The following is a 22,758-nucleotide window of genomic DNA, read 5'->3' as shown; positions in this document are numbered from 1 at the left end:
GGGTCCGGTCGATGGCGTCGCGGTTGGCCGAAATCTTAGCGAGTCGGTCGCGCGGCGATAGACTCGGCAGATCTCCCGAGCGACCGCGGCGAAGACTTGTCACCCGAACGTGATGACAGTCGAGCGACCGCTTCGGCCCCGCCGCGCCGGCGGCGCGCGGGGCCCGCCGGTCAGGCGGCGTCGAGCCCCAGGTCGATGATCGCCGCCGAATGGGTGATCCAGCCGCAGGAGATCAGGTCGACCCCCGAGGCCGCGACGGCCCCGACCGTCTCGCGGGTGATCCGGCCCGACGCCTCGGACAGGGCGCGCCCGTCGATCATCGCCACGGCGCGGCGGAGCAGGTCGGGCCCCATATTGTCGAGGAGCACCGCGTCGATCCCGACCGACAGGGCCTCCTCCAGCTGCTCCAGGCTGTCGACCTCGCACTCGATCTTCACCAAGTGGCCGGCCCGGGACCGGGCGCGCTCGATCGCCGGGACGATGCCGCCGGCCACCGCCACGTGGTTGTCCTTGATCAGCACCGCGTCGTCGAGGCCGAAGCGGTGGTTCGAGCCGCCGCCGGCCCGGACCGCGTGCTTCTCCAGGGCGCGCAGGCCCGGCGTGGTCTTGCGGGTGCAGACGATCGACGCCTTCCCGTGCGGGCGCGCGGCCTCGACGAGGCCGTGGGTGGCGGTGGCCACGCCCGACATCCGGCAGAGCAGGTTCAGCGCCACGCGCTCGGCCGTCAGGATCGCCCGCGCCGGCCCCTCGAGGCGCAGCACCACGTCGCCCGGCGCCACGCGGGCGCCGTCGCCGCGCTCGACCGTCACGGTGACGGCCGGGTCCACCAGCGCGAAGGCGATGGCGGCGGCGTCGGTGCCCGAGATGACGCCGTCCTGCCGGGAGGCGATCACGCCGCGCATCCGCTCGCCCGGGGGGACGATGGCGTCGGTGGTGATGTCGCCGGCCCGGCCGAGATCCTCCAGCAGGGCGGCGCGCACCACGGGCTCCACGAGGAGCCGCGGCAGGGGGAGGATCTCATCGGAGAGAACCGACTGGGTCATGGCGTCAGCGCCTCCTCGGCGGACGGGGTCGCGGCGATCGGGTCGGCCAGCGCGGCCTCGGTGTGCGCGGCCACGGCGAGATGGGGGAAGTCGCTGCGCCAGTGGGCGCCGCGGCTCTCCCGGCGGGCGAGCGCGCCGCGGGCGATGAGCAGCGCCACGAGGGCGGCGTCGCAGGTCTCAGCCCCCGCCTCGAGGACGGCGACGGCTTCCTCGAGGCCGGCGGCGTCGCGCACGACGCCGACCCTGCGCTCCATCAGCGCGCGGATCGCCGGCAGGTCGCCGGCGGCACGGACAGACACGGCCTCGGGCACGATCGCGGCGGGCGGCGGCGTGTCGAGCCCGTCGGCGATGAAGCGCGCGTAGGCGAGGCCCTCCAGCAGGGAGTTGCTGGCGAGCCGGTTGGCGCCGTGGAGGCCCGTCGAGGAGACCTCGCCGCAGGCGTAGAGGCCCGGCACCGAGGTGGCGCCGTACGCGTCCACCTTCACACCGCCCATGTGGTAGTGCGCCGCCGGGCGGACCGGGATCGGCTGCACGGCGGGGTCGATGCCGGCGGCGGCGCAGAGCCCCGCCACGGTCGGGAACCGCGTCGGCATCGCGGCGCCGAGCGCGCCGCGGGCGTCGAGATAGACCGTGCGGCCCCGCTGCAGCGCCTGGAAGATGCCGCGGGCGACCACGTCGCGCGGCGCGAGGTCGCCGCCCGCGATGCCGGCCATCACGGCGGCGCCGGTCTCGTCGATGAGGCGGGCGCCCTCGCCGCGCAGAGCTTCGGTCGCGAGCGGCATCGGGTCGGCGCCGGCCGCGATGGCTGTCGGGTGGAACTGCACGAACTCCATGTCGCGCATCACTGCGCCGGCCCGGGCGGCGAGCGCCAGCCCGCGGCCGACGGCGCCCGGCGGGTTGGTGGTCGCCGCGTAGAGGGCGCCGACGCCGCCGGTGGCGAGCACCACCGCGCGGGCCGGGATGCGGAAAAGCGCGCCGTCGCGCTCGGCGACGATGCCGGCGACCGCCCCGCGCGTGTCCCGGAGCAGGTCGCAGGCCCGCGCCGTGACGATCTCCACGGACGGCGCCGACAGCACGGCCCGCACGAGCCCTTCGAGGACGCGGGCGCCGGTGGCGTCGCCGCCGGAGCGGACGATGCGGCGGCGGCCGTGAGCCGCCTCGAGCCCGAGGGCCAGCGCGCCGTCGTCGGTGCGGTCGAACGGGACGCCGATCCGCACGAGCCAGTCGATCAGCGCGGGGCCCTCCGCGGCGACCCGGAGCGCCACGTCGGGCTCGGTGAGCCCGGCGCCGGCGGCCTCCGTGTCGGCGGCGTGGAGCGCCGCCGCGTCGTCGGCGCCGACCGCGGCCGCGATCCCGCCCTGGGCCCAGCCGGTGGCGGTGCCGAGGCCGAGGGCCGAGGCCGTGACCAGCGTCACCGGGCGGGGCGCGAGGCGCAGCGCGACGCTGAGGCCCGCGACGCCGCCGCCGACCACGACGACGCGGTCGGCGCTGTTCGGGGAGATCGCGTTCATCGTGTGCGCACCTCGAGCATGCGCTCGACCGCGGCCCGGGCGCGGTCGGCGAGCGCCGGGTCGACCGTGACCTCGTGGGTCATCGTCTCGAGCGACCGCCGGATGTTGCGCAGGCTCATCCGCTTCATGTGCGGGCACATGTTGCAGGGCTTGATGAACTCGATGTCCGGGTTCTGCGCCGCGATGTTGTCCGCCATGGAGCACTCGGTGACGAGCACCACCTGCTTCGGCCGCTTCTCGACGACGAAGTCCATCATCATCGCGGTGGAGCCCGAGAAGTCCGATTCGGCCACCACGTCCGGCGGGCATTCCGGGTGCGCGATCACGGTCACCCCGGGATAGCTGTCGCGGACATCGCGGATGTCGGCCGGGGTGAAGCGCTCGTGCACCTCGCAATGGCCGGCCCAGGTCAGGATCTCGACCTCCGGTATCTCGGCCTGGACGTTCTGCGCGAGGAACTCGTCGGGGATCATGAGGACGCGGGGGGCGTTCAGCGACTTCACCACCGCGACGGCGTTGCCGGAGGTGCAGCACAGGTCGGACTCGGCTTTCACGGCCGCCGAGGTGTTCACGTAGGTCACGATCGGCACGCCCGGGTATTTGGCACGCAGGCCGCGCACGTCTGCGGCGGTGATCGAATCGGCCAGCGAGCAGCCGGCGCCCATGTCGGGGATGAGCACGGTCTTGCTCGGGTTCAGGAGCTTGGCCGTCTCGGCCATGAAGTGGACGCCCGCCAGCACGATCACGTCGGCGTTCACGTTCACCGCCTCGCGGGCCAGCGCGAGGCTGTCGCCCACGATGTCGGCCACCGTGTGGAAGATCTCGGGCGCCTGGTAGTTGTGCGCCAGGATCACGGCGTTGCGCTCCCGCTTCAGGCGCAGGATCGCCTCGATGTCGGGTGCGAGCGCCGGCCACTCGATCGCGGGGACGTGCCGGCTGACGCGTGCGTACAGATCCGGAAGGGGCAGGCCCGGGATCGTCGTGCGGGAGACGGGTGCAACGGTCGCCGTCATGGCGTCCTCCATTATGCTCAGTTTGAGCATTGTGCCGTCTAACTTATGGGGGCCGGACGCGCCTGTCCAGATATGCTAGCTGTGAGCATAAATCTTTTGCGGTGCGATGTTACGCTGCGCCGCCGAAGGCTCGAGCGCTCAGCAGAAGGTCGCCGGGTCAGGTCCGATCCGGCCGTCGGCCCGGTCGAGGCCGGCGATCCGCGCCATCTCGTCCGCGCCGAGCTCAAAATCGAACAGCGCGATGTTCTCGGCGATGCGCCGCGGGGTGGCGGTCTTGGGGATCGCCACGCATCCGATCTGGATCTGCCAGCGGAGCACCACCTGGGCGGGCGTCTTCCCGTGCGCTTCCGCGATTGCGAGGATGACCGGGTCGTTCAGCTCCTTGCCCCGGCCGAGCGGGCTCCATGACTCGGTCACGATCCCGTGACGGGCGTCCTCCGCGCGCGGTTCTTTGCGCTGGAAATAGGGGTGCAACTCGATTTGGTTGACGGCCGGGGCCGCGTCGGTCTCGCCGATCAGCGTGGCGAGGTGCTCGGGCGAGAAGTTCGACACGCCGATGGACTTCGCGCGGCCCTCCTTCCGGAGCTCGATCAGCGTCTTCCAGGTCTCGACGAACAGGCGACGCTGCGGGCACGGCCAGTGGATCAGGTACAGGTCGACATACGGTAGACCGAGTTGCCGCAGGCTCTCGTCGAAGGCGCGCCTCGCCTCGTCGCGGCCCTGGCGATCGTTCCAGAGCTTCGTGGTGAGGAAGATCTCCTCGCGGGGGATCCCCGCGTCCCGGATGCCGCGCCCGACGCCCGCCTCGTTGCCGTACGCCGCGGCCGTGTCGATAAGCCGATAGCCGGCGCGGAGGGCCTGTCCGACGAGATCCGGAGCCTGGGCGTCCGAGAGCTGCCAGCAGCCGTAGCCGATCTGCGGGATGTGTCGGCCGTCGTTGAGCGGCAGGGTCGGGATAGCCATGAGGCGAGGCTCCGGTGTCGTGGTCCGATCAACCCAAACGCTCGCAGCGGGACGCGTTCCAAGGCGTCACCGTTCTCGCGAGCGCAGCGAAGCAAGGACGGAGCGATCGGGTCACGACATGGGTCCAGCGCCCGTAGCGGCGGAGCCGCGCTGAACGGGCGCAGTCTGGACAGGATCTAATCCATCCGGCCGGACGTTGGCGCACCAGATTCCAAGCTGCGCGCGGCGTCCCACGCGTGGTGCACGGGCTGGATGGCAGCATGACAGACGCGACTCCGACGAAGCCGCTCGCGCTGACGCGGCGGGCCGTGGTGGAGGGCTGTGCGGTGGCCGGCGCACTCGGCGCCCTCGGGTTCCGGCCCAGTCCCGCGATGTCCGCGGCGGCGCCGGGCGATCCGGCTCCGCAGACCGTGCCGGTGCGGCTCAGCATCAATGGCCAACCGCACGATCTCGTCCTCGACACCCGCACGACGCTCCTCGACGCTCTGCGCGAGCACCTCGCGCTCACCGGCACCAAGAAGGGCTGCGATCACGGCCAGTGCGGGGCCTGCACGGTCCTGGTCGACGGCCGGCGGATCAATTCCTGCCTGACGCTCGCGGCGATGCACGAGGGCGACCCGATCACCACGATCGAGGGCTTGGCGGACGGGGACAAGCTTCACCCGATGCAGGTGGCGTTCCTGGAGCATGACGGCTTCCAGTGCGGCTACTGTACGCCGGGCCAGATCTGCTCGTCGGTCGGCATGCTGAGCGAGGCCAAGGCCGGCTGGCCGAGCCACGTCTCCGAGGACGTCGCGGCGACTCCGACGCTCAGCGACGCCGAGATCCGCGAGCGGATGAGCGGCAACATCTGCCGCTGCAGCGCCTACCCGAACATCGTCGCGGCGATTCGCGACGCCGCCGCCACCAAACTCTGAGGAGGCGGAGATGAAGGCCTTTGCCTACGAGCGCCCCGCCACCGTGCAGGACGCCGCGAAGCTCGCGGCCGAGCGGCCGAACGCCAAGTTCATCGCTGGCGGCACCAACCTTCTCGACCTGATGAAGCTCCAGATCGAGACCCCGGCCACGTTGATCGACGTCAACCGGCTGCCGCTCGACACGGTCGAGGCCACGCAGGATGGCGGCCTGCGCATCGGCGCGCTCGTCCGCAACGCCGACCTCGCCGCCGACCCGCGGGTCCGGAAGGACTACGCCGTGCTGGCGAAGGCGCTGCTCGCCGGCGCCTCGGGCCAGTTGCGCAACAAGGCGACGACGGCCGGCAACCTGCTCCAGCGGACGCGGTGCTACTATTTCTACGACACCGCTATGCCCTGCAATAAGCGTGAGCCCGGCTCGGGCTGCTCGGCGATCGGCGGGTTCAACCGCATCATGGCAGTGGTCGGGGCGAGCGAGGCCTGCATCGCCACCAACCCGTCCGACATGAACGTCGCCATGCGCGCCCTCGACGCGACGGTGGAGACGGTGAACCCGGACGGGCAGGCGCGCAGCATCCCGATCGCCGACTTCCACCGGCTGCCCGGCGACACGCCGCAGGTCGAGACCGAGCTGCGCAAGGGCGAGATCATTACGGCCGTGACGCTGCCGAAGCCGGTGGCCGGTACCCACATCTACCGGAAGGTCCGCGACCGGGCGTCCTACGCCTTCGCGACCGTGTCGGTGGCCGCCGTGATCGCTGGCGCCGAAGGAGGCAAGCCTCAGGCCGCGCGGCTCGCCTTCGGCGGCCTGGCGCACAAGCCCTGGCGGGTGGCCGAGGCCGAGACGGCACTGGTGCAGACCGGCTCGGCCGACGCCGCCGCCGACGCGGTGCTCAAGGGCGCCCGCGGCTACGGCAGCAACGACTTCAAGATCCCGCTGACGCGCCGGACCCTTCGGGCCGTCGTGGCGCAGGCGACCCGCGCGTAGATCCCGGCAAGGACCGTTCCCATGGAGATGAACCAGCCGATCGGCCGGACGCCCCTCGACGACCGGCCCGACGGGCTCGTCGGCAAGCCGCTGAACCGGGTCGAAGGCAAGCTCAAGGTCACGGGTCACGCGCCCTACGCGTACGAGACCCGGGCCCTGAAGACCCCCGCCTACGGCTTCATCGTGCCGGCGGCGATCGCTTCCGGCACGATCCGGTCGATCGACGCGGAGGCCGCCCGCAAGGCGCCCGGCGCGATCCTAGTGATGACCCACGAGAACGTGCCCGAGCAGGGCGAGAAGAAGGAGCAGGTCTGGCCACAGCTCCAGGGGACGGAGATCCGGTTCTACGGGCAGCCGGTCGCCTTCGTGGTCGCCGAGACCTTCGAGCAGGCGCGCGCCGCCGCGATGCTGGTCAAGGTCCGGTACGACGCGGCCAAGCCCAAGGGGCTGCTCAAGGACAGCCTGGCGGCGGCCTACGAGCCGAAGCCGGTCAATTCACCGCCGGATTCCAAGCTCGGCGACTTCGACGCCGCCTTCGCGGCCGCACCGGTCAAGCTCGACGTGGAGTATGTCACGCCGAACCAGATCCACGCACAGATGGAGCCGCACGCCACCATCGCGTCCTGGGAGGGCGACGGGGTCGTGCTCTACACGGCCAACCAGATGCCGAACCGGGGCCAGAAATCCCTCGGCTCGGTGCTCAAGCTCCCCCCCGAGAAGGTGCGCATCGTCAGCCCCTATATCGGCGGCGGATTCGGCGCGAAGCTGCAGGTCCAGCCGGAGGCGACGCTCGCGATCCTGGCCTCGAAGGTGATCCAGCGTCCCGTGAAGGTCGCGCTCACCCGGCAGCAGGAGTTCCACGTCGCGACCCACCGGACTGACACGATCCAGCGGATCCGCCTCGGCGCCGACCGCGACGGCCGTCTCTCCGCGATCAGCCACGAATCCTGGTCCGACACCGCCGAGGGCGACGGGTTCTTCGAGACCTCGGCCAACGTCACCCGCTCCCTGTACGCCGCGCAGAACCGCGTGACGCGCCATCGGCTGGTCAACCTCAACATGCCGATCGCCTCGGCGATGCGCGCTCCCGGGGAGGCCGTAGGCCAGCTCGCCTTCGAGTGCGCCATGGACGAGCTCGCCGAGCAGCTGAAGATCGACCCGATCGAACTCCGGGTGCGCAACGAGCCGGCCGAGGATCCCGAGAAGAAAGTCCCGTTCTCGACCCGCAAGCTGGTGCCCTGCATGCACGAGGGCGCGCGCCTGTTCGGCTGGGACAGGCGGCAGGCCGCGGGCTCCCGGCGCGAGGGCAACTGGCTCGTCGGCATGGGCATGTCGGCGGCCGCGCGCCTCAACCCGCTGATGCCGTCCGCCGCGAAGGTCCGCCTCGGGCCGGACGGCGTGCTGGTGGTGCGGATGGCGATGACCGATCCCGGCACCGGCACCTACACGATCCTCACCCAGATCGCCGGCGAGATGCTGGGGCTGCCGCCCGAGCGCGTGCGGGTCGAGATGGGCGACACCGAGTTCCCGTTCGCGGCCGGCTCCGGGGGATCCTTCGGCGCCGGCTCGGCGGGCTCGGCGCTCTACGTCGCCTGCGACAACCTCCGGCAGGCCCTGCTCAAGGCCGGCGACCTCAACCCGGACGGCGCCACCTTCCGCGACGGCGCGGTCACGTCCGGCAACCGCACCGAGTCGCTCACCGATCTCGCCAAGTCCGGGCTGGAGGCCTCTGGCGAGATCAAGCCCGGCGAGATGAAGCAGAAGTTCTCGCAGTACTCGTACGGGGCGCACTTCGCAGAGGTCGGGGTCGACGTCGATACCGGTGAGATCCGGCTGCGGCGGATGCTCGGCGTGTTCACCGGCGGGCGCATCCTCAACGCCAAGACCGCGCGCAGCCAAGCGATCGGCGGTATGACCTTCGGCGTCGGCGCCGCTCTGATGGAGGATGCCGTGGTCGATCCGCGCTACAGCTACTTCGTCAACCACGACATGGCCGAGTACCACGTCCCGGTCCACGCCGATCTCCCGGAGATCGACGCGGTGTTCCTGCCGGAACTCGACGACAAGGCGAACCCGCTGAAGAGCAAGGGGCTCGGCGAGCTCGGCATCTGCGGCGCCGGCGCCTCGCTCGCCAACGCGATCTACAACGCCACCGGGATCCGGGTTCGCGACTACCCGATGACCCTCGATAAGATGCTCAAGGGCTTCGAGGAGCAGGAGGGCCAGGCGCAGCGGCGGACCTGAGGGCCAGACTGCCCGGGGGGCCGCGCTCGCCGGCGGGGCGACGGCCCCAGTTGACGCCGGCGCGCCCAGGCGGGACACCCGGCGAAAAGCCGCCCGCGGGGAGCGCCCGGTGTCCGACAGCCAGCACGATGACCGCCGTCCGCCGGCCCGCTTCAACGCGGCGCGGTACTGCCTCGCCGAGAACGCGCGCCTGCGTCCAGACAAGACCGCCCTGGTGATGGTCGGCGACGGCACCGCGGACCGCCTCAGCTTCGGCGAAGTCGAGCGGGCGGTGCGCGGCATCGCGGCGGGTCTCCTCGGCCTCGGCCTGAGGCCCGGCGACCGGGTGATGATCCGGATGGGCAACGAGGCCGACTACGTCCTCGTCTACTTCGGCGCCCTGGCGGCCGGCCTCGTGGCGCTGCCGTCCTCGCCACAGCTCACCGAGAGCGAGGCGGCGTTCCTCATGGACAATTCCGGGGCCGCCGCCGTGGTGATCGGAAGCGGCTGCACGGTCGCGCCCGAGGCCCTGGGCGGGCGCCTCCTGCTCGACGCCGCCGCGGTCTCCGCCCTGAAGGCTGGCCCGCCCCTGCCCGACTACGCCGACACCGCCGCCGACGACCCGGCGATGCTGATCTACACCTCCGGCACGACGAGCCGGCCCAAGGGGGTGCTGCACGCGCACCGCGCCGCCTATGGCCGCCGCCCCATGCTCGACCACTGGCTCGGGCTCACCGAATCCGACGTGATGCTCCACGCCGGCACGATGAACTGGACCTACACGCTGGGCGTCGGGCTGAGCGATCCCTGGTCGGTGGGCGCGACCGCGGTGCTCTACAACGGCCCGCGCGATCCCGGGGTCTGGCCGCGCCTGATCGCGGCGTACGGCGCGACCCTGTTCGCCGCCGTCCCGACGCTCTACCGCCAGATCCTCAAGTACGGCGACCTCGGCGCCCACGACCTGTCGAGCCTCCGCCACGGCTGCACGGCCGGCGAGCCCCTCGCGGTGGAGCTGCTGGAGGCTTGGCGGCAGGCCACCGGCAAGCCCCTCTACGAGGCGCTGGGGATGAGCGAGATCTCGACCTACATCTCCAGCGGCCCGACCATCCCGGTGCGCCCCGGCTCGCCCGGCAAGCCGCAGCCGGGCCGGCGGGTGGCGATCCTGCCCGTGGCGGGCGAGCCCGTGCCGCTCCCGGCCGGAGAGAGCGGGCTCCTCGCCGTCCACCGGACCGAGCCGGCGCTGATGCTCGGCTACTGGAACCGGCCGGAGGAAGAGGCGGAGGTCATGCGCGGCGACTGGTTCGTCGGCGGCGATCTCGCCCGCCTCGACGCCGACGGCTACCTCTGGTTCGAGGGCCGCAACAACGACCTGATGAAGGCGATGGGCTACCGGGTCTCGCCGAACGAGGTGGAGGCGGCGCTGTCGACCCACCCGTCCGTGGCGGAAGTGGGCGTCGCCGAGATGCCGGTGCGGGCGGACGTCTCGGTCATCTGCGGCTTCGTGGTGCTGCAGGCGGGCGCCGAGCCCGACGCGGAGGCCCTGCTCGCGTGGTGCGCCGAGCGGCTCGCCGCCTACAAGCGCCCGCGGGAGATCCGCTTCCTCGACGCCCTGCCGCGTACTGCGAACGGCAAGGTCCAGAGGAAGCGGCTGGCCGAGGCGGTTACGGGATGATGCGCGGAGGCCTTCCTACAGCAGCGTCCCGCGCAGGATGAGCAGCGCCACCGAGAAGTAGATGACGAGGCCGGTGACATCGACCAGCGTCGCCACGAAGGGCGCCGAGGCGGTGGCCGGATCGAAGCCGATCCGCTGGAGCAGGAACGGCAGCATCGAGCCGGCGAGCGATCCGAAGGTCACGATCCCGACCAGCGCCGCGCCGACCGTGGCGGCGACCAGCGGCCAGTGCGCGCCGTAATCGTAGAGGCCGAGCTTCTGCCACGCGACGATCCGGATCACCGCGATCACGCCGAGGATCGCGCCGAGGAAGATCCCGGTCGGCAATTCGCGCAGCGCCACCCGCCACCAGTCGCGCAGGCGGATCTGGTGGAGCGCCAGCGCCCGGATCAGCAGCGAGGTCGCCTGCGAGCCGGAATTGCCGCCGGAGCTCATGATGAGCGGGATGAACAGGGTCAGGACGATCGCCTTCTCCAACTCGCCCTCGAAGCCCTGCATGGCCGAGGCGGTGAGCATTTCCGACAGGAACAGCGCGCACAGCCATCCGGCCCGCTTCCGGATCATCGTGAAGAAGCCGATATCCATGTAGGGCTCGGGCAGCGCCTCCATGCCGCCGAAGCGCTGCACGTCCTGCGTCTGCTTCTCGATCATCGCGTCGATCATGTCGTCGACGGTGACGATGCCGATCACGTGGCCGACCGCGTCGACGACCGGCAGCGCCAGGAGGTCGTACTTGGAGATCAGCCGGGCCGCCTCCTCGCGGCTCGCCGTGGGCGAGACCGCGAGCGGCCGGCGTCCCGGCGCGACGCTGAGCACGTTGTCGCCCGGGTCCCCCGAGATCAGGCGCCGCAGGGGCACCGCCTTGGTGAGCGCGCGGGTGCGCGGGTCGAGCACGAAGATCGCGTAGATCGTCTCCCGGGTCTTCTCGACGTGGCGGATGTGCTCCAGCGTCTGGCCCACCGTCCAGGTCCCCGGCACGGTGACGAACTCGGTGGTCATCAGCGAGCCCACGGTCTCCTCGCCGTAGGCCGACAGGCGATCGACGGCGCCGCGGGTCTCGGCGTCGAGGCGGGCACGCAGGTCGGAGCGGCCCGGCTCCTCGATCTCGCGGAACACGTCCGTGACCCGGTCGGCCGACATGCCCGACAGGTAGCCCGCGACCCGGTCCCGCGGCAGCATCTCGATGATGTCGGCGGCGCAGTCGAGTTCCGGCTGGTCCAGCACCTCGATCGCCCGCTCCAGCGGCAGGCCGAGCAGGATGGCGGCGGCGACCTCGGGTGCCTCGTCGTTCAGGGCCTCGACGATGTCGGGCGCCCGTTCGTCCGACAGGCGGGCGGCCAGCACGGAGGGATCGACGCGCGTATCGAAGGGGGCGATCTCGTTCATGGCCTCGCCTCGTGGGTTACGAGGCGACGCGGCGCCGGTCATCCTGGGTCTGGGCCGTGGCCGGCCGCCGCGTCGGTCACCCCGCGGCCGGGCCTCTCAGCGGCTCAGGCGGAACGACGGCACGGGGCCGGGCACGGCAGGCACGATCGGTCGGGCACGTCGCTTCGCGGGTCGCTGCTGGAATGGGAGCGCGACACCGTCGAGGACACCGTCGCGCGGGTGCGTCGTGCGCCCGGGCGCGGGGCCCGTCAAGCCGAAACCGCGCCCATCCGCAGCCGATGCCGAACAGGGCTCCGGCGGGTGGCCGCGCGGCCACGGAACGACCCCGCGCCGCCCACGGCCAGGCTCCCTATGAGAAATATAAGTGTTGTGCTCGCTTGTATTGCGTCCAAGATATTGCCTATATGGATCGCAGCAACAGCGAGGAGAAACGCCATGGCTTGGTCTGCCCCGATCGTGTCCGAGATCTGCGTCGGCATGGAAGTCACCAGCTACGAGTCCGCCGAGATCGACACGTTCAACTAAGTCGCGCGCGGTCCGGAGCGCGGTTCGCTCCGGCCTTCGTGGCCTCTCTATCCATCGCATCAACTTACCTGGAGGAAATCATGGCTTGGTCTGCCCCGATCGTGTCCGAGATCTGCGTCGGCATGGAAGTCACCAGCTACGAGTCCGCTGAGATCGACACCTTCCACTAAGACGTCGTTCTGACGTTTCCGGGCGCTGCTTCATCCGAAGCGGCGCCTTTTTCTTTGCGCGCTCGACACGAGCCGCGCCTCGGCTTGACGGGCCGCACCAAACCTGTGCCGCTGCGACGCCCCGGACCAGCCGGGCCTGCGGAGCGAGCGAGGACCAGTTTGGCGGACAGCGCGCACACGGCCGATCGGTCGATCCCCCCCTGCCCGATCACCGGTGCCCCCGCTCTGCGCTGCGTCGAGCGCCTGGACGCCGGCTTCCTGACGCTCCTCTGGCACTATTCCGGCCGCGTCGATGTCGGGCCGCTGCTCCGCCCCGCCGGCACGTTCCGGCTCTGGGAATCTCCTACGGGACTGATCTTCTTCGATCCGCCGGTGGCCGGCGACGCGGCCTTCTACCGGGCGTTTTACGGCCGGATCGCCGCGCACGATAAGCTCGCCGGCCCGGAGACGGAGCGCCTGGAATTCCGCCAGGCCGCCGCGCACGTCCCGTCCGGAGCCCGGGTGCTCGATGTCGGCTGCGGCCACGGCGGGTTCCGCGCCTACGTGCCGGACGCCACCTATACCGGCCTCGATCCGAACTTCTCCGCCGAGGACCCGACCGGCGCGATCCTCGACGAGACCGTGGAGGCGCACGCGGCGCGCGTCGGGCCGGTCTACGACGTCGCCTGCGCGTTCCAGGTGATCGAGCACGTGGCGGACCCGCTAGGTTTCGCCCGGGCGCTCGCGGCCTGCGTCAAGCCGGGCGGCGTGGTCCTGATCGGCACGCCGCTCTGGCCCTCGCCCAACACCACGGTCCCGAATTTCGTCATCAACGCGCCGCCCCACCACCTGACGTGGTGGACGCCCAGAGCCCTGGAGGCGCTGGCCGGGACGCTCGGCTGCACGCCCGAGGCCGTCCACGCCATCGGCATGGACCGGCACGATTCGCTGATCCACTGGATGGCCAAGGTCAGCCCCGTCCGCTGCCGCGACCGCTTCTTCCGGCGGACATGGTCCTGGGCGGCGGCGCTCGCCTTCGCGTACGGCGTCGGCGCCGTCCTCGACCGCGTCCTGCCGGTGCCGAAGCGGACCCGCCCGAACGCGCTGCTGCTCGCGGCGCGCAAGGCGGCCTGACCCGTCACGCCACGAACAGCCCCGCGATCGCCGCGCTCGTGAGGTTCGACAGCGTCCCCGCGAGGATGGCCCGCAGGCCGTACCGGGCGACCTCCGAGCGCCGCTCCGGGACGAGGCTGGAGAAGCTCGCGAGCTGGATCGCGATCGACGCGAGATTCGCGAAGCCGCACAGGGCGAAGCAGACGATGGCCTGCGCCCGCGGCTCGAGGGTTCCGGCTTTCAGGACCGGCGACAGGTTGGCGTAGGCCAGGAACTCGTTGAAGGCGAGCTTCTGGCCGATCGCCCCGCCGACCAGGGTCGCCTGGTCCCAGGGCACGCCGAGCAGCCACGCCAGCGGGGCGAGCGCCCAGCCGAGCACGCCCTCGAACGAGGCGGACGGGTAGCCGATCCAGCCGCCGAGGGTGCCGAACAGGCCGTCCGCCAGCGCGATCAGCCCGACGAAGGCGATCAGCATGGCCCCCACCGAGACCGCCACCGCGAGCCCCTTCTGAGTGCCGTCGGCCGCCGCCTCGATGATGTTGGCCGCCCGTGTCTCGCCGAACTCTACCCGGGTGGTGGCGATCCGGGTCGGCTCCGTCGAGGGCATCAGGATCTTGGCGTAGACGAGGCCCCCCGGGATCGCCATCACGGAGGCCGCGAGCAGGTAGGTCATGGGCACGCCGAGCGCCGCGTAGCCGGCTAGGATCGAGCCCGCCGTCGACGCGGCGCCGCTCGACATGACGGCGAACAGCTCGGCGCCGGTCAGCAGGGCGAGGAACGGGCGCAGGGCGACGGCGATCTCGCTCTGGCCGATGGCGATCGTGATCACCGCCGAGAACGACTCGATCGGCGAGGTGCCGAGGATCCGCCGGAGCACGGCGCCGAGCCCGCGGGCGAGCACCTGCATCACGCCGAGGTGGTAGAGCACGCCGATCAGCGCGGAGACGTAGAGGATCTGCGGCAGGACCCGCAGCGCCAGGATGAAGCCTGAGCCGCCGAACAGCTCGAACATCTTCGGCTCGACGAGGCCGCCGAACAGGAAGGCCGTGCCGCGGTCGCCGTAGGACAGCACGGTCACGACCGCGTCCGCGGCGGCGCGCAGCGCGGCCTGCCCGGCGGGCAGGAACAGGACCAGCGCGCCGAGGCCGACCTGCAAAGCCAGTCCCGTGAGGACCACGCGGGGACTGATCGCCCGCCGGTTGGTCGAGAACAGGAACGCGACCGCGAGCAGCACGAGCAGGCTGAGGCCGGCATGGGTCAGGCGGTCGAGCATCGCGTCCTTCGGGTCCGAGCTTGGCCGGAGCGCATGGAAGGATCGGGCCAGTGGCCGTCAAGTAGGGCTCTCGGGCGCGAGATAGGGCGCGAAGAGGTCGCGGACCTGCGCGAAACCCCAGTCCCGATCCGCTTCCGTCAGGGCGGTGCCGCCCTGGAGACGGTGGCTCATCCAGTGGCTCGACACGATCCAGGCGTTGTCGATGAGTCGCCCGAGCGCGTCCGGGGAAACGCGCAGCCGCCCCGCCCGCACGGCCGCCTCGAACACGGCGCGGGCCAGCGCCTGGGTCTCGGCCCGCAGCGCGTGCACCCGGGCGCGCAGGGCCGGCGCGATCTCCACCATGGCGATACCGTCGCGGTAGACGCAGCGGTAGCGCCACATCAGGTCGAACCACGCCCTCTGGTAGGCGAGCAGCGCCTCCGGCGCCGCGGGGTCGGCGGGCATCCGGCCCGCCACCGCCACGGCCTCGGTCTCGAAGGCCGCGAACAGGGCTTCGACGAGGCCGCGCTTGCGCGGGAAATGGTACTGCAGATTGCCCTCGCGGATCCCCGCCGCGGCCGCGATCTCCGCCGTCGTGACGTGGCCGAGGCCGCGGGCATTGAACAGCGCGAGGCTGACGGCGAGGATCCGGGTGCGCGTGTCGGGCGACGCGGCCGCGGGACCGGGCTCCGGGCCGACCTCCCGCTCGCGCTCGACCCTCCGACCCTCGCCCCGCGACATGATCCCGTCCCCGTCTAGGGTGTTCACCCTAGACAATCCGGCCGGCGGGGCCTATCCCCCGTGGACGATCCGATCCAGATCGGCGGCAGGGGGGGCGCGGTTTGGCACAGCGGTTCCAACTCGCGGGCGCGGTGGCCCTGATCACCGGGGCGGCGAGCGGCATCGGCGCGGCGCTGGCCGAGGGCCTCGCCGCGAAGGGCTGCACCCTTCTCCTGGTGGACCGAGACGAGACCGGCCTCGCGGCCGTCGCCGCGAAGATCCGCGGCGTCACGGTGGAGACGCGCGTCCTCGACCTCACGGATGCCGAGGGGATCCGCGCGCTGCCCGCCTGGGTCGCGGAGCGGTCCGGGCATCTCGACCTCCTCATCAACAATGCCGGCGTCGCCCTCGGCGGCCGGTTCGACGAGACGCATCTCGACGATTTCGAGTGGCTTCTCGACATCAACCTGCGCGCCGTCGTGCGGATGTGCCACGCCTTCCTGCCGATGCTCCGCGCCCGGCCGGCGGCGCAGATCGTCAACCTGTCGAGCCTGTTCGGTCTGATCGCGCCGCCGGGCCAAGTCGCCTACTGCACCAGCAAGTTCGGCGTGCGCGGCTTCTCGGAGGCGCTGCGGCACGAGTACGCCGGCACCGGCCTCGGGGTGACGGTGGTCCACCCGGGCGGCGTCGCCACCGCCATCTCCCGCAACGCCCGCGGCCGGCGGCCGCCGAGCGATCCGGAAGCTGCGAAGCGCGCGGCCGTAGAGGACGAGGAGGCGCGGGAGGCGTTCGGCAAGCTCCTGACCCTGGCGCCCGCCGACGCGGCCGCCGCCATCATCCGCGGCATCGAGGCCCGGGCGCCCCGGATCGTCATCGGCAAGGACGCGAAGAACGCCGCGCTGATCCAGCGGCTGATGCCGGTGGGCTACTGGAAGACAATCGTGCGCCTGTCCGGCGGGACGCTCTGAGATGGCGAGCCTGCGCGCGTATCTCGGGGCCTACATGATCCGCAGCCGGGTCCGCGGCCCCCTGTCCCGGGCGCGGGACGCGGCCGCGTTCCGCCGGATCTTCGAGGCACCGACCTTCCCCGACCCCAAGGGCGTCACCTACGAGCCGGGCATCGTCGGTGGCGTGAAGGGCGAGTGGGTCCGGCCGAAAGCGGGCCCCGGCCGGCGGATGCTCTACATTCACGGCGGCGGCTTCATCGCCTGCTCGCCCCGTACGCACCGTCCCGTCACCGGCGCGCTGGCGAACCGGGGCTTCACGATCTTCACGCCCGAGTACCGCCTCGCCCCCGAGCACCCTTTCCCCGCGGCGGTCGACGACGTGACCGCCGTCTGGGCGGCGTTCAGCGCCGAGGGCGCCGCCTGCGTGGCGGGCGAGTCGGCCGGCGGCAACCTCGCCCTCGTGCTGATGGGCGAGGCCCGCGCCCGCGGCCTGCCGATGCCCTGGGCGGCGGCCCTGTTCTCGCCGGCCACGGACTTCATGTCCGAGGACGGGTCGCGGGTGACCAATGCGTGGCGCGACGCCATGTTCGACCCGCAGGCGCTCGCGGCGATCCGGCCGATGTATCTGGGCGCCGCCGATCCGGCCGATCCGCGGGTCTCGCCGCTCTACGGCGACCCGACCGGCTTCCCGCCGCTGCTGTTCCATGTCGGCGCCCGCGAGGTCCTGCGCGACGATTCCGTGCGCATGGCGGAGCGGGCCCGCAGGGCCGGCGTCGAGACGGAGCTCAAGCTGTTCCCGGTCGTGTCCCACGCCTGGCAGTTCGCCGCCAGCATGCTGCCGGAGGCGCGGACCTCCCTCGACGAGGCCGCGGCCTTCCTGACGGCGCACGCGCCGCACGCCCCGTCCGGGAGCACCCAGCAATGACCGAGCCCGCGGACGAGACCCTGGCCGTCCTGATCGTCGGCGCCGGATTCTCGGGGCTCGCGATGGCGATCCGCTGCCGGCAGGCGGGAATCGGCCCGCTGCGGGTGATCGAGAAGGCCGACGGCATCGGCGGCACGTGGCACGACAACACCTACCCGGGGGCGGCCTGCGACGTCCCATCCCACCTCTACTCGCTGTCCTTCGCGCCGAAGGCCGACTGGAGCCGGATGTACGCGCCGCAGCCGGAGATCCTGGCCTATCTCCGGGACACCGCCGAGCGGAACGGCCTGACGCCCCTGATCCAGCTCGGGACGACCTTCACCGGCGCCACCTGGGACGCGGCGCGCGCCCTGTGGCACGTGGAGACCGACCGGGGACCGATCACGGCGCGCGCGATCGTCGCGGGCATGGGCGGGCTCCACCATCCGGCCTACCCGGACATCCCCGGCCGCGACGCGTTCGCCGGCCCCGCCTTCCACACGGCGGCCTGGGACCACTCCGCGGTGTTGGCCGGCAAGCGGGTCGGGGTGATCGGCACCGGCGCCAGCGCGATCCAGGTGGTGCCGGAACTCGCCGCCGTCGCGTCGCACCTGACGCTGTTCCAGCGCACCCCGCCCTGGATCATGCCCAAGAACGACCACGCCATCGCGGAGCGGGCCCGGGAGCGCTACCGGCGCCTGCCGCTCAGCCGGCGGCTCGAGCGGGCGCGGCTGTTCTGGCTGCACGAGGTGCGGGCGCTGCTCGGCTTCACCAAGGTCTCGAAGCTCACCGGCCAAGCCGAGTCCCTGGCGCGGCACCATCTCGCCAAGGCGGTCCCCGACAAGGCCCTGCGGGCGAAGCTGACGCCGAATTACCGCCTCGGCTGCAAGCGGGTGCTGATATCCGACGAGTACTACCCCGCGCTCCAGCGTCCGAACGTCACCCTGGAGACGGACGGCATCGCCCGGATCACCGAGACCGGCGTGACCACCGAGGCCGGGCAGCATCACGACCTCGACGTGATCGTCTATGCCACGGGCTTCGACGTGGCCGCGACCTTCGCGCGGATGCACCTCGTCGGCCGCGACGGCCGGAGCCTGACCGAGGCCTGGTCCGGCGGCGTGGGCGCCTACCAGGGCATCACGGTCGCGGGATTCCCCAATTTCTTCATGCTGCTCGGGCCCAATACCGGGCTGGGCCACAACTCGGTCATCTCGATGATCGAGATCCAGGTGCAGCACGTCCTCGACTGCCTGAAGGCGCTGCGCCGCGGGAGGCAGACCATCGAGGTCCGACCGGAGGCCCAGGCCCGGTTCGTGGACCGGATCCACAGCCGCATGGCCGACAGCATCTGGCAGGCCGGCGGTTGCCGCAGCTGGTACCTCGACGCGACCGGGCGCAACAACACCCTCTGGCCCGACTCGGTGATGGCCTATCGCCGGAGCGCCCGCCGGGCCCGGCTGGGGGATTACAGGCTCGGCTGATCGGGGCCTGCGGCGCCGTCACGGATCCGCCCGCGCCGACGGGGGCGGACGCGATCCGGCGCGCGCTGTCAGAACGCGAAGCCCGCCTCCGCCGCGAAGGCCTCGAGACCGGGCAGCGACGCGTCGAACAGCGGCCGAGCGCCGAACGCGTCGCCGGCACGCACGAAGAGCGTGACCTTGGCGTTGCGGTGCGGACCGAACACGCAGACCAGGCGACCGTCGTCCTTGAGCTGGTTCAGCAGCGCCTGCGGCCGGACCTCGACCCGGCCGTTGATCAGGATGACGTCGAAGGGGCCCTGCTTGGGCGCGCCGTCGGCGATCGGGCCTTCGATCACCTGGGCGGAGGCGCCGAGCCGGGTGCGCGCCGCCGCGGCAAGATCGGGCACCGATTCCAGCGCCGTCACCTGCGCGCCGAGCTCAGCCATGACGGCGGCGGCGTAGCCGTAGCCGGTGGCGACGTCGAGGGCGGCGACGCCCGGCCGGACCCGCAGGGCCTGGATCATCCGGGCTACGACCATCGGGGCCGGCATGCAGCGGGTCTCGCCGCCGGCCTCGCCCAGGTTCAGGGTCTGGTCGATATACGCGAAGGGCTCGCGGCCCTTCGGCACGAAGGCCTCGCGCGGCACGGTGTCGAACGCGTCGAGCACCGTGTTGTCGTTCACGTCGAAGGTCCGCAACTGGCAGTCGACCATCATCCGCCGCGCCTGCGCGTAATCGATCATCGATACGTGTCCTCGAACCGGATCGGAACGCCGCGTCGGCCGGGCTCCAGCGGACGGCCGGCAGCCCCGGCCAAGCCTAAGCTTCCCGGACGGGGGGCGTTTTCGGAGATCATTGCCCAAAACGCAAGGTGAGCCGACGCGACAGCCGAAGATGGCCCCGGAGGACGCGGCGGCGCACCGAATCCCGGCCGACGTTACGGCGGCCGCGGAGTGTCGCCTCCCTGCCGCCCGGGCCGGTCGCACTCCCCGGCGGACCGTTGAATAAAGAGTGCAGAGCGAGCGGGCGGTCCGCGAGGCCGCCGCCACCGGGAGACATCATGACGCCGATCAACCAGCCGATCCTGACCCGCGGCCTCGCCGCCGCCCTCGCCGGACTCAGTCTCGGCCTGATGGGATCCGGCCCGGTCGTCGCGCAGGAGATGCCCGCGACCGCCGCCCCGCCGCCCAGCGTCCAGGTCGATCGCGGCTCGGCGCTCTACGGCCGGCCCGAGGGCGGCGCCGCGGCCAAGCTCGCGCCGGTGGCCGGACCGCCTCTGGCGACCGCGGCCGCCAAGCTGCCGCTCGACAAGCTGAAGGTCCCGGAGGGTTTCAAGATCGAGGTCTACGCCAGCGGCCTCGCCAACGCCCGCGAGATGACCCAGGCGCCGGACGGCACGCTGTACGTGGGCACCCGGACGGTGGGGAAGGTCTACGCGGTGCTGCCGAACCCGGACGGTGACGGGAAGCGCGCGGTTAAGACCATCGCGACGGGCCTGCACCGGCCGAACGGCGTCGCGTACCACGACGGTGCCCTCTACGTGGCCGAACTCTCGAAGATCTGGCGCTACGATGACATCGCCAACCACCTCGACGGTGCGGCGAAGCCGACCCTGGTCTACGACGACCTGCCGAAGGACGAGGCCCACGGCTGGAAGTTCATCGCCATCGGCCCGGACAACAAGCTCTACGTCCCGGTCGGCGCGCCGGGCAACATCGTGATGCCGCCGGACACGCACGCGCAGATCCGGCGCATGGACCTCGACGGCAAGAACGCCGAAGTGGTCGCCCGCGGCGTGCGCAACACCGTCGGGTTCGACTGGAACCCGAAGACCAAGCAGCTCTGGTTCACCGATAACGGCCGCGACTGGGTCTCCGAGGACATCCCGAACGACGAGCTGAACGTGCTCACGGAGCCGGGCAAGCAGCATTTCGGCTATCCGTACTGCCACCAGGGCACGTTCACGGATCCGGAATACGGCTGGGGCCATGCCTGCTCGGAATTCACCGCGCCGGCGGCGCTCCTCGGCCCGCACACGGCCTCCCTCGGCCTGCGGTTCTACACCGGCACGCAGTTCCCGGAGGCTTACCGCGACGCGATGTTCGTCGCCCGGCACGGCTCGTGGAACCGCACGACCAAGCTCGGCGGCGACGTGGTCGTGGCCAAGCCCGGACCGGACGGCAAGACCGCCGCGGTTGAGCCGTTCCTGACCGGCTTCCTCCAGGACAACAAGTATGTCGGCCGGCCCGTCGACGTGCTGGTCGCCAAGGACGGATCGCTGCTCGTCTCCGACGATTACAACGGCGCGATCTACCGCGTCAGCTACGGCCGGTGATGCGCCGCCCCACCCGGGCAGCCCGCGGGCTGGTCCCCGCCCTCGGCGGGCTGCTGCTGGCGGGCGCGGCGCTCGCCGCCCCGAACGCGGCGATGCAGGAGCGCCTCGCCCCCTGCATCGGCTGCCACGGGGCCGGCACGTCGGCGACGGAGGGCGTGCCCTCGCTCGGCGGGCAGCTCCCGGACTACGTGGTCACGCAGCTCTTCCAGTTCCGGGAGAAACAGCGGGAGGCGCCGCCGATGAACGAGGTCGCTGCCGGATTCTCCGACGACGACCTGCGCGCCTACGCCGACGCGGTGGCGACGCTGCCGCCGCCCGCCTGGTCCGGGCCGCCGGCCGACGCGGCCCTGGCGGCGCGCGCGGAGGCGCTGGTCACCAAGCACCAGTGCAATTCCTGCCACGGGCCGGACCTCGCGGGCCGGGACGCGATCCCGCGGATCCGGGCGCAGCGGGAGGAGTATCTCGCCAAGGCGCTCGCCGGCTACAAGTCGAACGCCCGGCCCGGCTACGATCCCGCCATGAACGAGGTCGCGCAGGGCCTGAGCGAGGCGGACATCAAGGATCTCGCGGCCTACGTGTCGCGGCTCTGACACGACGTCCATCGGACCGCGTCCACCCGTCATCACGAGCGCAGCGAAGTGACCCAGGGCGGCGCGCGGCGTGTCAGCGTGGCGCTGCCTGGCTCGCTTCGCTGCGCTCGCAACGACGGCAGCATGGGATGGGCGAGATAACGCGTCACCCCACCACGCGCAGCGCGTCGCCCCTCGCCAGCGGCCCGCCGGCGATCACCTCCGCGTAGACGCCGAGGTCGCGGTGCCCGAGGCGCGCGTCGAGGGTCCAGGGGATGTCGCAGTCGCGCACGCCACTGACCGGGTCGACGTTGGTGGCGGCGCAGCGCACGGTCCGCTTGGTGATCTTGAGCCGCAACCCGCTCGGCGCCTCGACCACCTGCCCGACCATCTCCAGCTCGGCGAAGGGTTCGAGCCCCTCGACCAGCAGATTGCCGCGGAAGCGCAGCGGGTCCACGGGCGCGCCGAGGTAGTCCTCCACCGCGGCCACGCTCGCCCGGTTGATGAGCGACACGTAGCCGGTCGGGGAGTCGGTGAACCGGTACTGCGGCGGCGCGGCGAGGACCTTCGGCTCGCCCCGGAGGCTCTCGGGGACGTAGCGCCGCATCAGCTCCGCGAGGCCCTCGCGACCCGCCTCGGTGTCGAGCCGGAAGGCCTGCGGGTCGCCGTACCCCTCCACGGTCAGCGTCGCCGTGGCATCGTCGTAGCGGGTGCGCAGGCGGGCGAGCGCCTCGTCGCGCATGAGCATCAGGTACTTGGTCTTGGGCTGGTGGCGGGGCGCAACCGCGTTGAAGCCCGACGGACCGTTCTCGATGGCGTAGAGCCGGTCGCCCGGGAAGTGGCCGCTGGTCTCGAGCTCCGCCCGCTCGACGGGTTCGGGGCTCAGGCCCTTCACCGGGTAGCGATACAGGGCGCTGACATGAATCAATGCGGTCATGCGCGGAGCGTGGCCCTGAAATGATCCGGCGCGCAAGAGCTTCGCGGCCCCTTGTGGTGCTCAATTGCAACACCACATCGGGTCTACCGGCGGCCACCACGGCGCCGGGGCCCTCGCGCGGCGGATAGCCG

General features: G+C 71.9%; 21 protein-coding genes. 12 read left to right on the top strand and 9 right to left on the bottom strand.

The window, feature by feature from the left end; genetic code table 11:
- Positions 1–170: 170 nt before the first annotated feature.
- From nadC to ACQKQD_RS02615, 4 genes are all read right to left on the bottom strand, one after another.
- Positions 171–1,043, bottom strand: coding sequence for a carboxylating nicotinate-nucleotide diphosphorylase (nadC, locus tag ACQKQD_RS02630; protein ID WP_091679065.1), 873 nt, complete (start codon positions 1,041–1,043; stop codon positions 171–173).
- A complete protein-coding gene (locus ACQKQD_RS02625) occupies positions 1,040–2,554 on the bottom strand; it encodes an L-aspartate oxidase (protein WP_427507398.1) in 1,515 nt (504 codons plus the stop codon). The genes nadC and ACQKQD_RS02625 overlap by 4 nt, the downstream gene beginning before the upstream one ends.
- A complete protein-coding gene (gene nadA, locus ACQKQD_RS02620) occupies positions 2,551–3,567 on the bottom strand; it encodes a quinolinate synthase NadA (protein WP_091679341.1) in 1,017 nt (338 codons plus the stop codon). The genes ACQKQD_RS02625 and nadA overlap by 4 nt, the downstream gene beginning before the upstream one ends.
- 138 nt (positions 3,568–3,705) lie before the next feature.
- Positions 3,706–4,530 (bottom strand): aldo/keto reductase, encoded by an 825-nt coding sequence (locus tag ACQKQD_RS02615; RefSeq protein WP_427507397.1) that lies wholly within the window; start codon positions 4,528–4,530, stop codon positions 3,706–3,708.
- A 260-nt stretch (positions 4,531–4,790) separates the two neighbouring features.
- Here ACQKQD_RS02615 and paoA point away from each other — a divergent pair, with 260 nt between their 5' ends.
- From paoA to ACQKQD_RS02595, 4 genes are all read left to right on the top strand, one after another.
- Complete coding sequence (gene paoA / locus ACQKQD_RS02610) at positions 4,791–5,447, top strand: aldehyde dehydrogenase iron-sulfur subunit PaoA (RefSeq protein ID WP_427507396.1); 657 nt, start codon at positions 4,791–4,793, stop codon at positions 5,445–5,447.
- A 10-nt stretch (positions 5,448–5,457) separates the two neighbouring features.
- A complete protein-coding gene (locus ACQKQD_RS02605; protein ID WP_427507395.1) occupies positions 5,458–6,432 on the top strand; it encodes an FAD binding domain-containing protein in 975 nt (324 codons plus the stop codon).
- Between the two features lie 21 nt (positions 6,433–6,453).
- Positions 6,454–8,676, top strand: coding sequence for a molybdopterin cofactor-binding domain-containing protein (locus ACQKQD_RS02600; protein WP_427507394.1), 2,223 nt, complete (start codon positions 6,454–6,456; stop codon positions 8,674–8,676).
- Between the two features lie 109 nt (positions 8,677–8,785).
- Positions 8,786–10,327 carry an acyl-CoA synthetase gene (locus ACQKQD_RS02595; protein WP_427507393.1) on the top strand — a complete coding sequence of 514 codons (1,542 nt, stop codon included), beginning with the start codon at positions 8,786–8,788 and terminating at the stop codon, positions 10,325–10,327.
- A 15-nt stretch (positions 10,328–10,342) separates the two neighbouring features.
- On the opposite strand, the gene mgtE is transcribed toward ACQKQD_RS02595, so the two are convergent.
- The gene (mgtE, locus tag ACQKQD_RS02590) at positions 10,343–11,755 is read right to left on the bottom strand and encodes a magnesium transporter (RefSeq protein WP_376738881.1); all 1,413 of its coding nucleotides are present in this window, start codon (positions 11,753–11,755) and stop codon (positions 10,343–10,345) included.
- 393 nt (positions 11,756–12,148) lie between these two features.
- Here mgtE and pqqA (ACQKQD_RS02585) point away from each other — a divergent pair, with 393 nt between their 5' ends.
- From pqqA (ACQKQD_RS02585) to ACQKQD_RS02575, 3 genes are all read left to right on the top strand, one after another.
- On the top strand, positions 12,149–12,238 hold the full coding sequence (pqqA, locus tag ACQKQD_RS02585; RefSeq protein WP_007559223.1) for a pyrroloquinoline quinone precursor peptide PqqA: 90 nt from the start codon (positions 12,149–12,151) through the stop codon (positions 12,236–12,238).
- An 80-nt stretch (positions 12,239–12,318) separates the two neighbouring features.
- Positions 12,319–12,408: a pyrroloquinoline quinone precursor peptide PqqA gene (gene pqqA, locus ACQKQD_RS02580; protein ID WP_041372433.1), complete on the top strand. Its 90-nt coding sequence runs from the start codon at positions 12,319–12,321 to the stop codon at positions 12,406–12,408.
- A gap of 159 nt (positions 12,409–12,567) precedes the next feature.
- Positions 12,568–13,521, top strand: coding sequence for a class I SAM-dependent methyltransferase (locus ACQKQD_RS02575; protein ID WP_020090598.1), 954 nt, complete (start codon positions 12,568–12,570; stop codon positions 13,519–13,521).
- Positions 13,522–13,525: 4 nt separating this feature from the next.
- Here ACQKQD_RS02575 and ACQKQD_RS02570 read toward each other — a convergent pair whose 3' ends face one another.
- Both ACQKQD_RS02570 and ACQKQD_RS02565 read right to left on the bottom strand, forming a co-directional pair.
- Positions 13,526–14,773, bottom strand: coding sequence for a NupC/NupG family nucleoside CNT transporter (locus ACQKQD_RS02570; protein WP_020090599.1), 1,248 nt, complete (start codon positions 14,771–14,773; stop codon positions 13,526–13,528).
- A 57-nt stretch (positions 14,774–14,830) separates the two neighbouring features.
- Positions 14,831–15,520: a TetR/AcrR family transcriptional regulator gene (locus tag ACQKQD_RS02565; protein ID WP_331299317.1), complete on the bottom strand. Its 690-nt coding sequence runs from the start codon at positions 15,518–15,520 to the stop codon at positions 14,831–14,833.
- A gap of 74 nt (positions 15,521–15,594) precedes the next feature.
- Between ACQKQD_RS02565 and ACQKQD_RS02560 the strand changes: the two genes are divergently transcribed.
- Genes ACQKQD_RS02560 through ACQKQD_RS02550 form a run of 3 tightly spaced genes read left to right on the top strand, consistent with a single transcriptional unit; the run spans position 15,595 to position 18,807 of the window.
- Positions 15,595–16,440 carry an SDR family NAD(P)-dependent oxidoreductase gene (locus ACQKQD_RS02560; RefSeq protein WP_056531794.1) on the top strand — a complete coding sequence of 282 codons (846 nt, stop codon included), beginning with the start codon at positions 15,595–15,597 and terminating at the stop codon, positions 16,438–16,440.
- A gap of 1 nt (position 16,441) precedes the next feature.
- Complete coding sequence (locus ACQKQD_RS02555) at positions 16,442–17,344, top strand: alpha/beta hydrolase (RefSeq protein ID WP_427507392.1); 903 nt, start codon at positions 16,442–16,444, stop codon at positions 17,342–17,344.
- Positions 17,341–18,807, top strand: a complete 1,467-nt coding sequence (locus tag ACQKQD_RS02550; protein ID WP_427507391.1) for a flavin-containing monooxygenase — start codon at positions 17,341–17,343, stop codon at positions 18,805–18,807. Before ACQKQD_RS02555 ends, ACQKQD_RS02550 begins: the two co-directional genes overlap by 4 nt.
- A gap of 68 nt (positions 18,808–18,875) precedes the next feature.
- Here the strand turns inward: ACQKQD_RS02550 and ACQKQD_RS02545 are convergent, their stop codons facing one another.
- A complete protein-coding gene (locus tag ACQKQD_RS02545) occupies positions 18,876–19,529 on the bottom strand; it encodes a protein-L-isoaspartate O-methyltransferase family protein (protein WP_056531789.1) in 654 nt (217 codons plus the stop codon).
- 317 nt (positions 19,530–19,846) lie between these two features.
- On the opposite strand from ACQKQD_RS02545, the gene ACQKQD_RS02540 reads away from it, so the two are divergent.
- Positions 19,847–21,121, top strand: a complete 1,275-nt coding sequence (locus ACQKQD_RS02540) for a PQQ-dependent sugar dehydrogenase (protein WP_427507390.1) — start codon at positions 19,847–19,849, stop codon at positions 21,119–21,121.
- On the top strand, positions 21,121–21,711 hold the full coding sequence (locus tag ACQKQD_RS02535; protein WP_091679098.1) for a c-type cytochrome: 591 nt from the start codon (positions 21,121–21,123) through the stop codon (positions 21,709–21,711). The genes ACQKQD_RS02540 and ACQKQD_RS02535 overlap by 1 nt, the downstream gene beginning before the upstream one ends.
- 145 nt (positions 21,712–21,856) lie before the next feature.
- On the opposite strand, the gene ACQKQD_RS02530 is transcribed toward ACQKQD_RS02535, so the two are convergent.
- Positions 21,857–22,627 (bottom strand): MOSC domain-containing protein, encoded by a 771-nt coding sequence (locus ACQKQD_RS02530; RefSeq protein ID WP_042671271.1) that lies wholly within the window; start codon positions 22,625–22,627, stop codon positions 21,857–21,859.
- Positions 22,628–22,758 lie beyond the last annotated feature (131 nt).

Source organism: Methylobacterium sp. NPDC080182, assembly GCF_050281105.1.
Taxonomy (GTDB): Bacteria; Pseudomonadota; Alphaproteobacteria; order Rhizobiales; family Beijerinckiaceae; genus Methylobacterium.
Note: the sequence above shows the minus strand (reverse complement) of the source record. Positions and strands in the feature narration are given on the sequence as shown.

What these genes read in the sequence shown, in the direction of transcription:
- nadC (WP_091679065.1), bottom strand. Translation starts at nt 1,043, where the DNA reads ATGACCCAGTCGGTTCTCTCCGATGAGATCCTCCCCCTGCCGCGGCTC.
- ACQKQD_RS02625 (WP_427507398.1), bottom strand. Translation starts at nt 2,554, where the DNA reads ATGAACGCGATCTCCCCGAACAGCGCCGACCGCGTCGTCGTGGTCGGC.
- nadA (WP_091679341.1), bottom strand. Translation starts at nt 3,567, where the DNA reads ATGACGGCGACCGTTGCACCCGTCTCCCGCACGACGATCCCGGGCCTG.
- ACQKQD_RS02615 (WP_427507397.1), bottom strand. Translation starts at nt 4,530, where the DNA reads ATGGCTATCCCGACCCTGCCGCTCAACGACGGCCGACACATCCCGCAG.
- paoA (WP_427507396.1), top strand. Translation starts at nt 4,791, where the DNA reads ATGACAGACGCGACTCCGACGAAGCCGCTCGCGCTGACGCGGCGGGCC.
- ACQKQD_RS02605 (WP_427507395.1), top strand. Translation starts at nt 5,458, where the DNA reads ATGAAGGCCTTTGCCTACGAGCGCCCCGCCACCGTGCAGGACGCCGCG.
- ACQKQD_RS02600 (WP_427507394.1), top strand. Translation starts at nt 6,454, where the DNA reads ATGGAGATGAACCAGCCGATCGGCCGGACGCCCCTCGACGACCGGCCC.
- mgtE (WP_376738881.1), bottom strand. Translation starts at nt 11,755, where the DNA reads ATGACCGGCGCCGCGTCGCCTCGTAACCCACGAGGCGAGGCCATGAAC.
- pqqA (WP_007559223.1), top strand. Translation starts at nt 12,149, where the DNA reads ATGGCTTGGTCTGCCCCGATCGTGTCCGAGATCTGCGTCGGCATGGAA.
- pqqA (WP_041372433.1), top strand. Translation starts at nt 12,319, where the DNA reads ATGGCTTGGTCTGCCCCGATCGTGTCCGAGATCTGCGTCGGCATGGAA.
- ACQKQD_RS02570 (WP_020090599.1), bottom strand. Translation starts at nt 14,773, where the DNA reads ATGCTCGACCGCCTGACCCATGCCGGCCTCAGCCTGCTCGTGCTGCTC.
- ACQKQD_RS02555 (WP_427507392.1), top strand. Translation starts at nt 16,442, where the DNA reads ATGGCGAGCCTGCGCGCGTATCTCGGGGCCTACATGATCCGCAGCCGG.
- ACQKQD_RS02550 (WP_427507391.1), top strand. Translation starts at nt 17,341, where the DNA reads ATGACCGAGCCCGCGGACGAGACCCTGGCCGTCCTGATCGTCGGCGCC.
- ACQKQD_RS02545 (WP_056531789.1), bottom strand. Translation starts at nt 19,529, where the DNA reads ATGATCGATTACGCGCAGGCGCGGCGGATGATGGTCGACTGCCAGTTG.
- ACQKQD_RS02540 (WP_427507390.1), top strand. Translation starts at nt 19,847, where the DNA reads ATGACGCCGATCAACCAGCCGATCCTGACCCGCGGCCTCGCCGCCGCC.
- ACQKQD_RS02535 (WP_091679098.1), top strand. Translation starts at nt 21,121, where the DNA reads ATGCGCCGCCCCACCCGGGCAGCCCGCGGGCTGGTCCCCGCCCTCGGC.
- ACQKQD_RS02530 (WP_042671271.1), bottom strand. Translation starts at nt 22,627, where the DNA reads ATGACCGCATTGATTCATGTCAGCGCCCTGTATCGCTACCCGGTGAAG.